Genomic DNA, 13,586 nt, shown 5'->3' with positions numbered 1-13,586 from the left:
TCGCCGCGGGCCGCCTGGGGAGGCGGCGCCGGGGGGCGCGCGAAGGAAGGCGGGGCGCAGTGACACAGGGGACGAACCTCCCGCGGGTCGGGGGATACAACCAGGCCGTGGTGCTCGACGCGATCCGCACCGCGGGACCTGTCAGCCGCGTCGAACTCGCCCCGCTCACCGGCCTGACCAGCCAGACCGTCTCCAACGTGGTCCGCCGGCTGCTCGACGCCGGGCTCGTCTCCGAGTCCGGCTACGCCCCCTCCAGCGGAGGCAAGCGACGCACCCTGCTCTCCCCGCGGCCCGACGGCGCCTACGCGGTCGGCGTGCAGCTCGACCCGGACGCCGCGGTGGTGGTGGTCGTCGACCTCGCGGGCGAGGTGCTCGCCACCCGCCGGGTCGGCCTCCCGGACGGGGCCCTGCCCGAGGAGGTCGTGCCGCGCATCGCCGCGGCGGCCCACCGGCTCACCGCCAAGGCCCAGGTCGACCCCGCCCGGCTGCTCGGCACGGGTATCGCCGCGCCCGGCCCGGTCGACGGCCCCGCCGGCGCCGTCGTCTCCCCGCCCAACTTCGCCGGCTGGGGGCGCGTGCCGCTGCGCGCGATGTTCGAGGACGCCACCGGGATGCCCGTCGCCATGGACAACGACGCCACCGCCGCGGCCATAGGGGAGCGCTGGATAGGCGGCCGCAGACGCGCCGGGAGCTTCCTGTTCATCTACCTCGGCACCGGTGTCGGCGCCGGGATCGTCCTCAACAACACCGTGCTGCACGGCGACTCCGGCAACGCGGGCGAATTCGGCCACATCGCCATCCCCGCGGACGGGATGCCCTGCGACTGCGGCGGCAGCAACTGCGTCGGCCCGTACGTCAGTCCCGCCGGCGTGATCGGCGACCTCGTGCGGCGGCACGGGGCCGAGGCCGCCGGGCGCATCGGCGTCACCGGCGCGGCGGACGCGGTGCACCGCGACTGGAAGCTGCTGCGGCAGGCCGCGCGGGCCGCCGACCCCGCGGCCCTCGACGTCGTGCGCCGCGCGGGCCGCCGTTTCGGTCAGGCCGCACGCGGGGCGGTCGCCCTGCTCGACGTCTCGCGCGTGGTGCTCGGCGGGGAGTCGATCCGCGGGATCGAGCACATCCTCTGCGAGGAGATCGACGCGGCCGTCAACGCGACGGCCGTCGCGCGGGTGATCCGAAGGATCGAGGTCGAGAAGAGCGTGATCGGCGACGCGGTCGGGGCGGTGGGGGCGGCGTCCCTCATCCTGCACGGGAACTACGCGCCGGGGTGGCGCATGCTCACCCAGCCGTGAGGCGGCCGGTTCCGGCCGGCGGGGCCCTCCGCCGGCGGGGGTGCCCGCGCCGTTCCCCGCGCCCCTGAGGCGGCCGCCGCGTGCGGTGGGCCGCCCGTGCGCGCGTCGTGGCCGCGCGCGGTTCCCGCGCCCCCGCGGATGCCCTGTGCGCGCAGGGGCCCGGCAGTCCCCGGTGGTCGGAAGGCCGCAGGCCGCCGCCGGGCGGCCCGCGGGGGGCGGTCAGGAGGGGGTGATCTCCTGGCGGTCGGGGGAGGCCCAGAGGGTGTGGAAGGTGCCGGGGCGGTCGACGCGGTGGTAGGTGTGGGCGCCGAAGTAGTCCCGCTGCCCCTGGACGAGCGCCGCGGGCAGGCGCTCCGCCCGCAGGCTGTCGTAGTACGCGAGCGCGGCGGCGAAGCCCGGGGTGGGCACGCCCAGTTCGGCGGCCGTGCTCACCACGCGCCGCCACGCGCTCTGGGCGCCCCGCAGGGCGTCGGAGAAGTGGTCGTCGACGAGCAGCGTCGGCAGGTCGGGCCGGCTGTCGAACGCCGCGCGGATCCGGTCCAGGAAGGCCGCGCGGATGATGCACCCCGCCCGCCAGATGGCCGCCACGCGCCCCTGGTCGATGTCCCAGCCGTACTCCGCGCTGCCCGCCGCGATCTGGTGGAAGCCCTGCGCGTAGGCGACGATCTTCGACGCGTACAGCGCCTGCTCGACGTCCTGCGCGAAGCGGTCGTACGCGGCGCTGTCCAGCAGCGTGGGTGTGGGCCCGGGCAGCTCGCGCGCGGCGGCCCGCAGGTCGGCGTGGCCGGAGACGGAGCGCGCGAAGACCGCCTCGGCGATGCCGCCCACCGGCACCCCGAGGTCGAGCGCGGTCTGCACCGTCCACCGCCCGGTGCCCTTCTGCTCCGCCTGGTCGAGCACGATGTCGACGAACGGCTTGCCGGTGTCCGCGTCGGTGTGGGCGAGCACCTGCGCGGTGATCTCGATGAGGTAGGAGTCCAGGCGTCCCTGGTTCCAGCCGCGGAAGACCTCGGCGATGCGGTCGGGCGGCAGGTCGAGGGCGTGCCGCAGAAGGTCGTAGGACTCCGCGATGAGCTGCATGTCGGCGTATTCGATGCCGTTGTGCACCATCTTCACGAAGTGCCCGGCGCCGTCCGGGCCGATGTGGGCGACGCACGGTGAGCCGTCGGCGGCCTTCGCGGCGATCGCCTCCAGCATGGGGGAGAGCGCCTCGTAGGACTCGGCGGAGCCGCCGGGCATGATGCTCGGGCCGTGCAGCGCGCCCTCCTCGCCGCCCGACACACCGGTGCCGACGAAGTGGATGCCCCGCTCGCGGAGGGCCTGCTCGCGGCGGCGGGTGTCCGCGAAGTGCGCGTTGCCCGCGTCCACGATGATGTCGCCGGGTTCCAGCAGCGCGGCGAACTCCTCGATCACCGCGTCCGTGGGGGCGCCTGCCTTGACCATGGCGATGACCCGCCGCGGGCGCTCCAGCGAGGCGACGAACTCCTCCGGGCTCTCGGCCGGGACGAAACCGCCCTCGTCGCCGAACTCCTCGACGAGCGCGCGGGTACGGGCCGCGGTGCGGTTGTGGACCGCGGTGACGTAGCCGTTCCGGGCGAGGTTGCGCGCGAGGTTGCGGCCCATGACCGCCAGGCCCGTCACCCCGATCTGTGCCTTGCCCTCGCTCCTGGCGGGCGTGCCGCCGCCCGCTGCCTGCTCCGTGGAGGCCATGGGTCCACCCTCTGCCGTCGTGCCCGATCCGCCGGGTCGCCGTACGCCCTGTCGCTGACGTGCTCCTGCTCGCGATTATGGCGGACAAAACCTCCCGAATGGACAAGGCCCGGCCGGGGGCCGGGGCCCCTCGGGCTCAGCGCGCGGCGACCAGCAGGGTCTGCGCGATCCGGCCGCAGTCGCCGGACGCGTCGTGCAACTCGCCGTGCGCGAGTCCCGATCCGCCCGGTGCGGCCGCCGTCGCCGAGCGCAGGCACAGCCACTCCCCGACCGGGTCACGGTGCAGCAGCAGCGTGACGTCGGTGTTGATCACCAGGTCCTTGCGGTGGTCCAGCTCGAAGGCCACGGCCCAGCTGCTGTCCGCGAGCGTGAGCGCGCGCGTCAGCGGGGTGTCCTCCTCGCCCGCGACGAGGGGTACGCGCTGCCGCGCCCACACCGTGCCCGGCCCGGGCGTGTCGAAGCCGGGCTCCGGCGCGCCGGGAGCGCCCGGGGGGAAGCGCCACTCCATCGCGGAGACGTAGCCGTCCAGGTAGGCGCCCGCCATCACCTGCTGCGGCTGCGGCCCCGGCACCGGCGGTACGGGCGGCACGGGGGCCAGCGCCGGGGTGTCCGCGGGGGCGGCCACCAGCCGCCACGCCCTGGCGAGCAGCACCGGCGTGCCGCCGGCGGTGATCCGCCCCTCCAGCAGCTCCGCCCGGCCTCCCGCGCGGACCGTCCGCACCTCGACGTCCAGCTCGGCGACCGGGACCGGGCGCGGCAGGTCGATCGTCACGCGGGCGATCCGCGTGCCCGGCCGCGCCCCGTGCCGTTCGAGCGCCCGCCCGATCAGGGCGGAGGGCGGACCCGCGTGCTGGGCCTTCGGGCTCCACGGCCCCGCGGTCCACGAAGTGCTGGCGTACCGCCCGTCCCCGAGATCCCGGTAGAACCCCTCCCCGTCCATCCCCGCTCCCTCCCGCGCCGGCGTGTGCCCGATCGTAGCGAGCGGGGAGTCCGCCCCACGGGCACACCCGGGGCGCGGGGAACCGCGCGGCGGCCCCGCGGCGCGGGACGCGGGTCAGTCCGCCGGCTCCGCGCGGGCGGAGAGGCGGAGGGTGCGCCGGGCGAGGGCGACGACCGCGGGGTCGACGAAGCGGCCGTCGGGAAGGGCGAGCGCGCCGGGGGACGCGGCGGCCGCCGCGAGGGTCTCGTGGGCCTGCTCCACCTCCCGCGCGGAGGGCACGTACGCCCGCGCGATGACGGCCAGCTGGCGGGGGTGGATCGCCGCGCGGCCGAGGAAGCCCAGTGCGCGGCCCCGGCGGCAGGACTCGCCGAGGCCCGCCAGGTCGCGGACGTCGGGGTAGACGGACTGGGCCGGGGGCGCGAGTCCCGCTGCGCGGGCGGCGACGACCGTGCGGACACGTGGCCAGGCGAGTGCCTCCTCGTCCGTCAGGCCGAGGTCGGCGCGGAGGTCGGCCTCGCCGAGGGCGATGCCGCGTACGGCCGGGTCGGCGCGGGCGACGGCGAAGGCGTTCTCCACGCCGAGCGCCGATTCGAGCAGCGGGTAGAGGGGCGGCGCGTCCGCCCGCGCCGCCCGTACGGCGCGGGCCGCCCGGGCGACGTCCGCGGGCGTGCCGACCTTCGGCAGCCGCAGCCCGCCGAGGCCCGGAAGTCCGGCCAGCGCCGCCAGGTCCGGGCCGGCGAGCGGGCCGTCCAGCGCGTTGACCCGCACATGGACGGGCGGCCGCCCGCGCGCGGGCCCGGCCAGCAGCTCCACCGTGGCGGCCCGCGCGTAGTCCTTGCGGCCGGGCGGCACCGCGTCCTCCAGGTCGACGATCACGACGTCCGCGCCCGAGCGCAGCGCCTTGGCCACCACCTCGGGCCGGTCGCCCGGCGCGTAGAGCCACGTCAGCGCGAGGTCCTCCTCCCGGGCGGCCGCCGCGTCCGGTCCGCCGCCCGGCGCGGGCACCGTCACCTCCGGCCCGCTCACAGCGCGCCCTCCGTGCGCAGCGCGGCGATCTCCGGTGCGGTCAGGCCGAGTTCGGCCAGCACCTCGTCGGTGTCGGCGCCGTGCGGGCGGCCGGGCCAGCGCACCGCGCCGGGCGTCCCGGAGAGGCGGAAGAGCACGTTCTGCATGCGCAGCGGTCCCAGTTCGGGGTCGTCGACAGCGGTGACCGTGCCGAGGGCGCGCAGCTGCGGGTCGGCGGCGACGTCCCGCACGTCGTACACGGGGGCCACCGCGGCCTGCGCCTCGTCGAAGGCGGCGAGGACGTCCGCGCGGGTGCGGCGCCCGATCCAGTCCGCCACCACCTTGTCGATCTCGTCGGCGTGCGCGGCGCGCCCGGCGCCCGTCGCGAACCACGGCTCCTCGGTGAGTTCCGGGTGCCCGACGAGCCGGAGCACCCGCTCGGCGACCGACTGCGCCGACGACGACACCGCGACCCAGCGGCCGTCCGCGGTGCGGTAGGTGTTGCGGGGCGCGTTGTTGTTCGAGCGGTTGCCGAGCCGCGGCTGCACGTAGCCGAGCTGGTCGTACCACAGGAGCTGCGGGCCGAGCACGGCGAGCATCGGCTCGACGATGGCCATGTCCACCACCTGGCCGGCCCCGGTGCGGTCGCGGCCGGCGAGCGCCGTCATGACCGCGTAGGCCGTCGCGAGCCCGGCGATCGAGTCGGCCAGCCCGAACGGCGGCAGCGTCGGCGGGCCGTCCGGTTCACCGGTGGCCGCGGCGAAGCCGCTCATCGCCTCGGCGAGGGTGCCGAAGCCCGGCCGGCGGGCGTACGGCCCGGACTGGCCGAAGGCGGTGACACGGGCCAGCACCAGGCGCGGGTTGGCGGCCGACAGCTCCTCCCAGCCGAGCCGCCACTTCTCCAGGGTGCCGGGGCGGAAGTTCTCCACGACGACGTCCGCGGTGGCCGCGAGCCGCAGCAGCACGTCGCGCCCGCCGGGCGTCGCGAGATCCGCCGTGACGGTCCGCTTGTTGCGGCCCAGCTGCTTCCACCACAGGCCGACGCCGTCCTTGGCGGGACCGTGGCCGCGGCACGGGTCGGGCTTGCGCGGGTGCTCGACCTTGATGACGTCGGCGCCGAAGTCGCCGAGCAGCGTCGCGGCGGTGGGACCGGCGAAGAGCGTGGCGAGGTCGACGACCCGCAGGCCGGTCAGCGGACCGGCGGACGGGGCCGGTCGGCCGGGATCGGGGTGGTGCACGGGTGGTACCTCGGTTCTGGTGCGGTGGTTCCGGTACGGGGGCGGGGCGCCGGTCAGCGGACCGGGCTTCCCGCGGCGGCGCGGGCGTCGATGGCCGCCCGCCGCGGCATGGAGGACGAGGCGCCGTGCCGTTCGACGGACAGTGCGGACGCCGCGGTCGCCCAGCGCAGCGCCCCGTCCGCCGGCCGGCCCTCGCCGAGCGCGACGGCGAGGGCGCCCACGAACGTGTCGCCGGCGGCGGTGGTGTCCACGGCCTGCGCCGCCAGCGCGGGCACCGCCAGCGGCTCCCGGCCGCGTACGGCGTGCAGGCAGCCCGCCGCGCCCAGGGTGACCACCACCTCGGGCACCGCGTCCAGCAGGGCGCGGGCCGCCGCCCGCGGGTCGCCCTCGCCGCTCAGCGCGGCGGCCTCGTGCTCGTTGGGCACCAGCAGGTCGGTGAGGGCGAGCAGTTCGTCGGGCAGCGGCTGCGCCGGTGCGGGCGTGAGCACGGTGCGCACCCCGCGCTCCCGGGCCGCGCGGGCCCCGGCGAGGACGCCGGACAGCGGCAGTTCGAGCTGGAGCAGCAGCGCGCCGGCCGCGGCGATCGCCGCCTCGTCCTGCGGCGTCAGCGCCGTGACCGTGCCGTTGGCGCCGGGCACCACGACGATCGCGTTGTGGCCCGCGCCGTCCACGGTGATCTGCGCGATGCCGCTCGGCCCCGGCACCGTGCGCAACCGGCCGGTGCCGACGCCCGCGGCGTCCAGCGCGGCGCGCAGCCGTACGCCGAAGTCGTCGTCGCCGACAGCGCCGATCATGGTGACCGCGCCGCCCGCGCGGGCCGCGGCGATCGCCTGGTTGGCGCCCTTGCCGCCCGGCACGGTCCGGAACGACTCGCCGGTCACGGTCTCGCCGAGCCGCGGCGCGACCTTCGTGTACGCGACCAGGTCCATGTTCGCGCTGCCGAGCACCGCGACCGCGGCCTTCGTGACGGTCATGAGCTGTCCTTTCCGGGGAGGTCCGCGAGCGCGGCCGTCCGCCGCGCGAGCGCGTCAAAGCCGATGCCGTCGAGACCGGCGACGGTCGTCGACAGCCGGTTGCCGAGCGGCTCCGTCCAGCGCGCGGGCAGCCGCGCGGGGGAACCCGCGAGCAGGCCGGCGACCGAACCGGCTGTCGCGCCGTTGGAGTCGGTGTCCCAGCCGCCGCTGACGGCGCGGGTGACAGAGCCGGTGAAGTCGCCGCCCGCGTGCGTGAGCGCGGCGGCCAGCAGGGCGACGTTGGGCAGGACGTGCACCCAGTGGTGGCCGCCGTACGCGGCGTGCAGCGTGTCCACCACGCCCGCGAAGCCCTCGGGTGTGCCGGTCGGCTCCGCCCGTGCGGCCGCCACGCCGGCCCGCACGGCGGCCGCCAGCCGCGAGCGGGGCGGCAGGACGCCGAGCCCGGCGGCGAGGCACGCGTGCACGTCCGCGCCCCCGCCCGCCGCCGCGGCGATCACGGCGGCCGCGAACATCGCCCCGAGGACGCCGTTGGCGGTGTGCGTAAGCACCGCGTCGCGCCACGCCGCGTCGGCGGCGCCCGCCGGGTCGCCCGGATGCGTCCAGCCGTGGACGTCGGCCCTGATCACGGCGCCGATCCACTCCCGGAAGGGATTGCGCCGCAGCGCGGTGAGCGGCGGCTCCACCCCTTCCAGCAGGTTGCGGTACGCGACCCGCTCCGCGGTGAACGTCCGCCCCGCGGGCAGCTCGTCGAGCCACAGCGCGGCGACGTCCGCGGTGCGGAAGCCGGGCCCGTGTGCTTCCAGCAGCAGCACGCCGAGCAGCGGGTAGTTGAGGTCGTCGTCCTCCGGCATGCCGCGGATGTTCTCGGCGAGCGAGGTGGGCGCGCTGCGCCGGTTCCACGGATACCGCGCCGCGATCACGGGATCAAGGCCCACGCCGGTGAACCAGGTGCGCAGCGGCCAGTTGCCCGTGCCGCGCGCGATCTCCCGGATCCCCTCCAGCGGCAGCTTCTCCACGGGCTTGCCCAGCAGGCACCCCGCGGCGCGTCCCAGCCACGCGGCCTCCAGCCGGGGCACGAGGGATTCCGGCGGTGCGGGGCGTCCCGCCCCCGGCCCGCCGCCGGCGGGAACAGGACCCGGGTGCCCGGTGCGGGCCCGCACCGGCGCCCCCCGGTCCGCGCCCTGGACGGCGCGCCCGCCGGACAAAACCGCCGCGGGCCCCGCGGCCGGGCCGGGCCCGTCCGGCGACGGGGGCGCGGGGCGCCACGCCGGGGCCAGGGCGTGGATCGCGTCCAGGTCCGTCGGCTCGTCGGCGGCCAGCGGGCTGGGACGTGCGGCCAGCTCGTCGAGGAGCGACTCCGCCAAGGCGCGCAGCGCCGGGCCGGCCGGTGCGGGCGAGGCCCCGGCGCGGGGCGGGGCCTCGTGACCGCCGGCCGCGAGCCACCGCCGCCGGACGTCGGCGGCGTCCCGCCCGTCCTCCGCGGCCTGGCGCAGCTCGTGCCCGACGAGGTCCTCCGGCTGCACCCACGTCAGCCGCAGCATGCCGCTCACCGCCCTTCCGCCGGGGCGGCGGAGGCCGCCTCGCGGGCGCCGGCGTGGCGGGGCGGCCCCGGCGCGGTGCCGTGCGCCCCGGGACGGGCGGCCGCGGCCCGGCGGGTCCGGCGGCCGGTGCCGGCCGGCCGTGCCGCGCCGCCCGGTACGCCGGCGGCCCCCCGCGCCGCGTTCCCCGGCCGGCCGCAGGGGTCCTCCGGCCGCGTCCACGTCAGCCGCACCACGCCGCTCACCCCGCTTCCGTCAGCGCGGTGAAGGCCGCCTCGTGGGTGCGGCGGCGCACGGTGTCGCGGAGGAAGACCTCGCGGGTGACGGCGGCGAGGTCGGCGGCGGGGGCGCGGAGGTCGAGGCGGCTGGCGCGGGAGACGCCGGTGCTCCACCGCTCGGGCACGGCCGCGCTGCCGCCGAGCGCTCCCGCGAGGGCGCCGCTCATGGTGGCGATGGAGTCGCAGTCGCGCCCGTAGTTGACGGAGCCGAGCACCGCGGGCTCGTACCGGCCGCCCGCGACCAGCAGCATGCCGAGCGCGACCGGCAGTTCCTCGATGGCGTGCAGCCGTGACGGGCGGCGGGCGCCGAGCGAGGGCTCGCGGTAGTGCGGGCCGACGGTGTCGAAGGGTGCGACGGCCTCGCGCAGCGGCCCGAGCGCCCGCTCCCAGTCGTCGTACGCCACCGCGGCCTCGCACACCGCCTCGATCGCGGCGCGCGTACCGTCCTTGGCGAGGGCCAGCGCCTCGTCGACGACGCTGGTGGCCGTCGCGCCCGGGAGGAACGCCGCCGCCACGGCCGCCGCGAAGACCCCCGCGGCCTCCCGCCCGTAGGAGGACTGGTGGGGCGCGGCGACCTCCAGCGCCTCGGCGTAGGCCCCCGCCGGGTTGCCCGCGTTGACCGCGCCGACCGGCGCCATGTACATCGCCGCACCGCAGTTGACGATGTTGCCGACGCCCGCCTCCCGTGGGTCGACGTGGCCGTAGTGCAGCCGCGCCACGATCCACTTCTCGGCGAGGAAGATGCGCTGCAGCGGCAGCGCCTCGGCCTCCAGCTCCGGGACCCAGCGGGGCGTCCCGATCAGGTCGGGCACCAGGTGCTCGGCGACGCTGTACGCGTCCAGGTGGTCGCGCACCTTCACGTAGACCCGGACCAGCGCGTGCGTCATGAGGGTGTCGTCGGTGACGTGCCCGTCGCCCTTGTGGTAGGGCGCGATGGGCCGGGCCGTGCGCCAGTCGGCGTGGAACGGGCCGACGATGCCGCGGACCCGCCCGCCGTGCCGCTCGGCGATCTGCTCGGGCGTCCAGCCCTCCACCGGGCCGCCCAGCGCGTCGCCCACGGCGGCGCCGACCAGGCAGCCGGTGATGCGGTCCTCAAGCGTCGGTTGCATACGAGGCGAGTCCTTCCGGGGAGGGGGTGGCGGCGGGCACGGCCGGCTCGATGGCGGCCAGCCGGCCGGCAAGCTCCATGAGGTCCAGGCCCGCCAGGCGCGGCAGCGCGCAGCCCGCCAGGATGCGGCACGCCGCGCGCCAGGAGCCGGGCAGCGAGCCCGCGCCGCCCATGGCGCCCGCGAGCGCGCCGGCGAGCGCGGGCGCGGAGTCCGCGACCCGCGACAGGCACGCGGCGGCGGGCACCGCCTCGACCGCGGCGCCGTCCGCGGCGAGCACCAGCGCGAGCGCGACGGGGACGGTGTCGGCGGCGGCGATGCCGTAGCTGTAGACGTGGTCGATGATCTGGTGCTCCAGCAGCGGCACGAGCCCGAACGCCCGCCCGCCCGCCGCCTCCCGGGCCGCCGCCCGCGCGAGGTCCACGGCGTGCTCGGCGTTGCGCGCGATCTCCGAACCCGCCGGCAGCTGCGCCTGCGCGGCGGCCACGCACTCCGCGGCGCCGGCGCCGGCGAGCGCGAGCGCGACCGCCGCCGCCATCGCGCGGGCGCCGTGCACCCCGTCCTCGTCCTGCGTGTAGCGCGCGTCGAACTCGGCGAGGCCGGCGGCCGCCTCCGGGTCGCCGGGGTGGACGACGGCGAGGACGCACGCCCGTACGCACGCCGCGTCGTCGAAGAAGTGCGGGTTGTCGTGCCCGGAGGCCGGCGGGCGCAGGCCGGTCGCGAGGTTGCCCAGCCCCGCGCGTACGGAGATACGGGCGCGCAGCGGGATCTGCGCGGACTCCACCTCCGGTGCGCGGGCCGCCGCCGACGAGATCTCGGCGGCCAGCGACATCCACGCGAGGTCCACCGAGGCGCGCACCCGCCGGTCCCGGCTGAGGTCGCTGAGCAGCGCGCCGCGCGAGGCGACGACCGCCTCGGCGGTGAAGGCCGCCCACTCGGCGTCGTCCGAGGGGCCGAGCCGGAGCGGCTCGGGCGGCTGGTTGAGGGCGATCGGTACGGGCAGGGTCGTCGTCTCGTTCTGCTCGGCGAAGGTGTCCAGTTCGCGGGTGAGGCGCCGCGTCCACTCCGGCATCCGCACCGCGCGGTGCCGCGCCGCCGGCCACCCCGCGGCGTCCCCCGCCGCGAGCCCGAGCAGCATGCCCTCCACGCGCGAGCGCGCGTCCTCCTCCGGCGCCGCTCCCGCCCTCGCGGCGGGCAGCACCGCGCCGCCGGTCGCGGCGGCCGCGGGAGCGGGGGTGCGCTGCGTGCCTGCGGCGGGCCCGGGCGGTGCGCCGCGGCCGGACGCGGCGGCCGCGCCGCCGGCCGCCGGAGCGGTGGGCGCACCGCCCGCGGAGGGCGGCGCGCCGGGCGTGGTGCGGGCGGGGGCTGGGCCGTCCGGCTGCACGCCGGGCGTGGTGCGGGCGGGGGCGCCGGACGGCGGTGGGGTGGGGGCCGGGCCGTCCGCGGAGGGCGCCGCAGCGGGGCTGTCCCCGGCGGGGCGGTGAGGGGCCGTCATGACGCCGCCGGGGCGGGCGTGTCCGGGGAGAGGAGGTCGGCGATGTCGAGGACGTGGTAGCCGGCCATCGCCGGCAGGCAGCTGCCGCGTACCTCCTTGACGGCCTTCGACCAGCGGTCGGGGATCGCCGACCAGCCGCCGAGGGTGCCGGCGAGTGCGCCGGCCACCGCGGCGGTGGTGTCGGCGTCCCGGCCCATGTTCACCGCCGTGAGCACCGAGCCGGTGAAGTCGCCGCCGGCCAGCGCGAACGCCCCGAAGGCGAGCCCGACCGCCTCGGGCGCCAGGTCCGTCCACGGGTAGCCGCCGATGACGACCGCGGCCCGCAGCGCCCGCTCGCGGTCCAGCACCGCCAGCCGCGGCTCCCGCCGCAGCCGGCTCGCGACCGTGACCGCCCGGCGCAGCGAGCGCGCGGTCCAGGAGTCCTCGGGCACCACCGACAGCGCGGCGGTGATCACGGCCGCGGTGTCGCCGCCGCCCATCGCCGCGGCGATCCCGGCGGCGACCGCCTGGCCGCCGTAGATTCCCTCGCCCTCATGGCTGACCGTGCCGTCGATCGCGACCAGCCGCGCGGCCTCCGCGGGGCGCCCGGCGGCGAAGACCCCGCAGGGCGCCGCCCGCATCGCCAGGCCGTCGCTCCACGCGTGCCGGTGCTGCGCGGTGATCGGCGCGGCCAGGCCCCGGCGGAGGTTCTCCAGGGTGCCGCGCTCGCTGAACCCGGCGCCGCGGAAGGCGCCCTCGTCGCGGTCGGCGATCCACACGTGCCAGGCGGTCTCGACGTCGGCGGGGGTGAGGGCGGAGCCGTACCGGCCGAGCAGCAGGCCGGACAGGATCGCGTACTCGGTGTCGTCGGTACCCGTGGGGTCGTCGGTGACGAAGTCCTCGATGCGGCCCCAGCGCCTGCGGATCTGCGACGGTTTCATGTTCTCCGCCGGCGCCCCCAGCGCGTCGCCGACGGCGAGGCCGGTGAGCGCGCCGCGCGCGTGGTCGCGGGGGGAGCCGGGCAGCGGCGGGGGCTGCCGGGGTCCGGCGGGTGGTGGGGTGGGGGAGAGGGGATAGGTGCCGGGGGCGGCGGTGGGCGGGGGAGTTGTGCTCATGTCGTGCCGTTTCCAGGTGGTTCCTGCGGGGTGGTGCCGGTGCGCGCCGTGCGCCGGCCGCGCCCGCGGGTGGCGGCCGGGAGTGGGGCGGTGCACGGGAAGGGGCGGGGGACGGGAGGACGGGCCGGTGCTCCTTCCTGGCGGGTGCGCGCACCGCCGTCCGGTGCGGGGCCGTGCCGCCCGCGGGGACGACGGCACGGCCCCGCGGGCGGCGGGGCGTCAGGTGCGGTAGCGGTCGAAGACGCGGTTGCCGTCGCGCACGAGCTTGCCGCGCAGCCCGTCCAGGCCGATGGCACCGCTGTAGAACTGCTGGAGCGCGGGCGTGGCCACCTTGTCGGACCACTCCGGGTATCCGCGCCGCCCCAGGGCGGGCGACGCCACGAGGTGGGCGGCCGCCGCCATGCCCGTGCGCCAGCCGAGCGCGTCGGTGGTGAGCGACGGGTCGCGCAGCGCGTCGCTGCCGGTCGGGGCCATCCAGTCGCCGCGGGCCAGCCGCACCAGGTGCGGGGTCTGCGTCATGAAGTCGATGAAGGCGGCGGCCGCCTCCTTGTGCCTGCAGCTCGCGGCCACCGACAGCGTCTGCGGGCTGACGCCCTGCGCGCGCCCGCCGTCCGGCGCTCCGGCGCCGACCGGCAGCGGCAGCGTCACCCAGTCGAAGCCTTTGGGCGCCTGCTGCTGTATCTGCTGGCGGTAGGACAGGTTGAGCGGCAGCATCGCGTAGCGGCCGGCGAAGAAGCCCGGGAGGGCGTCGCCGCCGCTCATGCCGAGCGCGCTCGCCGGGGCCGAGTGGTCGTCGTGCACCTGGCGGCGCACCAGTTCGGGGAAGGCGGAGTCGGGGGGCCCCCGGGCCCCCCCCGGGGCGCCCCCGGGCCCCCCCGGGGGGGGACCCCCCCCCGGGGGGGGGGCCCCGGGCAGC

Annotated in this window: 10 protein-coding genes and 1 pseudogene; 1 reads left to right on the top strand and 10 read right to left on the bottom strand. The window is 78.0% G+C overall.

The window, feature by feature from the left end; genetic code table 11:
* The first annotated feature begins 59 nt into the window (after positions 1-59).
* The gene (locus ACH4SE_RS31190; RefSeq protein WP_398546884.1) at positions 60-1,292 is read left to right on the top strand and encodes an ROK family protein; all 1,233 of its coding nucleotides are present in this window, start codon (positions 60-62) and stop codon (positions 1,290-1,292) included.
* Positions 1,293-1,511: 219 nt separating this feature from the next.
* Here ACH4SE_RS31190 and gndA read toward each other — a convergent pair whose 3' ends face one another.
* The 10 genes and pseudogenes from gndA to ACH4SE_RS31140 form a co-directional block, all read right to left on the bottom strand.
* Positions 1,512-3,002 carry an NADP-dependent phosphogluconate dehydrogenase gene (gndA, locus tag ACH4SE_RS31185; protein ID WP_398546883.1) on the bottom strand — a complete coding sequence of 497 codons (1,491 nt, stop codon included), beginning with the start codon at positions 3,000-3,002 and terminating at the stop codon, positions 1,512-1,514.
* A gap of 136 nt (positions 3,003-3,138) precedes the next feature.
* Complete coding sequence (locus tag ACH4SE_RS31180; RefSeq protein WP_398546882.1) at positions 3,139-3,942, bottom strand: thioesterase family protein; 804 nt, start codon at positions 3,940-3,942, stop codon at positions 3,139-3,141.
* Positions 3,943-4,056: 114 nt separating this feature from the next.
* Complete coding sequence (locus ACH4SE_RS31175) at positions 4,057-4,947, bottom strand: HpcH/HpaI aldolase/citrate lyase family protein (RefSeq protein WP_398546987.1); 891 nt, start codon at positions 4,945-4,947, stop codon at positions 4,057-4,059.
* A 17-nt stretch (positions 4,948-4,964) separates the two neighbouring features.
* A complete protein-coding gene (locus ACH4SE_RS31170; RefSeq protein WP_398546881.1) occupies positions 4,965-6,185 on the bottom strand; it encodes a CaiB/BaiF CoA transferase family protein in 1,221 nt (406 codons plus the stop codon).
* Positions 6,186-6,238: 53 nt separating this feature from the next.
* A complete protein-coding gene (locus ACH4SE_RS31165) occupies positions 6,239-7,159 on the bottom strand; it encodes a ribokinase (RefSeq protein WP_398546880.1) in 921 nt (306 codons plus the stop codon).
* On the bottom strand, positions 7,156-8,700 hold the full coding sequence (locus tag ACH4SE_RS31160; RefSeq protein ID WP_398546986.1) for an ADP-ribosylglycohydrolase family protein: 1,545 nt from the start codon (positions 8,698-8,700) through the stop codon (positions 7,156-7,158). Before ACH4SE_RS31160 ends, ACH4SE_RS31165 begins: the two co-directional genes overlap by 4 nt.
* Before the next feature lie 238 nt (positions 8,701-8,938).
* On the bottom strand, positions 8,939-10,084 hold the full coding sequence (locus ACH4SE_RS31155; protein ID WP_398546879.1) for an ADP-ribosylglycohydrolase family protein: 1,146 nt from the start codon (positions 10,082-10,084) through the stop codon (positions 8,939-8,941).
* Positions 10,068-11,576, bottom strand: coding sequence for an ADP-ribosylglycohydrolase family protein (locus ACH4SE_RS31150; protein ID WP_398546878.1), 1,509 nt, complete (start codon positions 11,574-11,576; stop codon positions 10,068-10,070). Before ACH4SE_RS31150 ends, ACH4SE_RS31155 begins: the two co-directional genes overlap by 17 nt.
* On the bottom strand, positions 11,573-12,670 hold the full coding sequence (locus ACH4SE_RS31145; RefSeq protein WP_398546877.1) for an ADP-ribosylglycohydrolase family protein: 1,098 nt from the start codon (positions 12,668-12,670) through the stop codon (positions 11,573-11,575). The genes ACH4SE_RS31150 and ACH4SE_RS31145 overlap by 4 nt, the downstream gene beginning before the upstream one ends.
* 219 nt (positions 12,671-12,889) lie before the next feature.
* Positions 12,890-13,504, bottom strand: a pseudogene (locus ACH4SE_RS31140) (extracellular solute-binding protein); the annotation flags it as partial.
* Between the last annotated feature and the right edge of the window lie 82 nt (positions 13,505-13,586).

It is taken from the genome of Streptomyces sp. NPDC020983 (genome assembly GCF_044333485.1).
Lineage (GTDB): Bacteria > Actinomycetota > Actinomycetes > Streptomycetales > Streptomycetaceae > Actinacidiphila.
The sequence above is the reverse complement of the archived record's forward strand: the minus strand, read 5'-3'. Positions and strand labels throughout refer to the sequence as shown.

Coding starts and splice junctions, on each gene's coding strand:
- gndA (WP_398546883.1), bottom strand. CDS start 3,002: ATGGCCTCCACGGAGCAGGCAGCGGGCGGCGGCACGCCCGCCAGGAGC.
- ACH4SE_RS31180 (WP_398546882.1), bottom strand. CDS start 3,942: ATGGACGGGGAGGGGTTCTACCGGGATCTCGGGGACGGGCGGTACGCC.
- ACH4SE_RS31165 (WP_398546880.1), bottom strand. CDS start 7,159: ATGACCGTCACGAAGGCCGCGGTCGCGGTGCTCGGCAGCGCGAACATG.
- ACH4SE_RS31160 (WP_398546986.1), bottom strand. CDS start 8,700: ATGCTGCGGCTGACGTGGGTGCAGCCGGAGGACCTCGTCGGGCACGAG.
- ACH4SE_RS31155 (WP_398546879.1), bottom strand. CDS start 10,084: ATGCAACCGACGCTTGAGGACCGCATCACCGGCTGCCTGGTCGGCGCC.
- ACH4SE_RS31150 (WP_398546878.1), bottom strand. CDS start 11,576: ATGACGGCCCCTCACCGCCCCGCCGGGGACAGCCCCGCTGCGGCGCCC.
- ACH4SE_RS31145 (WP_398546877.1), bottom strand. CDS start 12,670: ATGAGCACAACTCCCCCGCCCACCGCCGCCCCCGGCACCTATCCCCTC.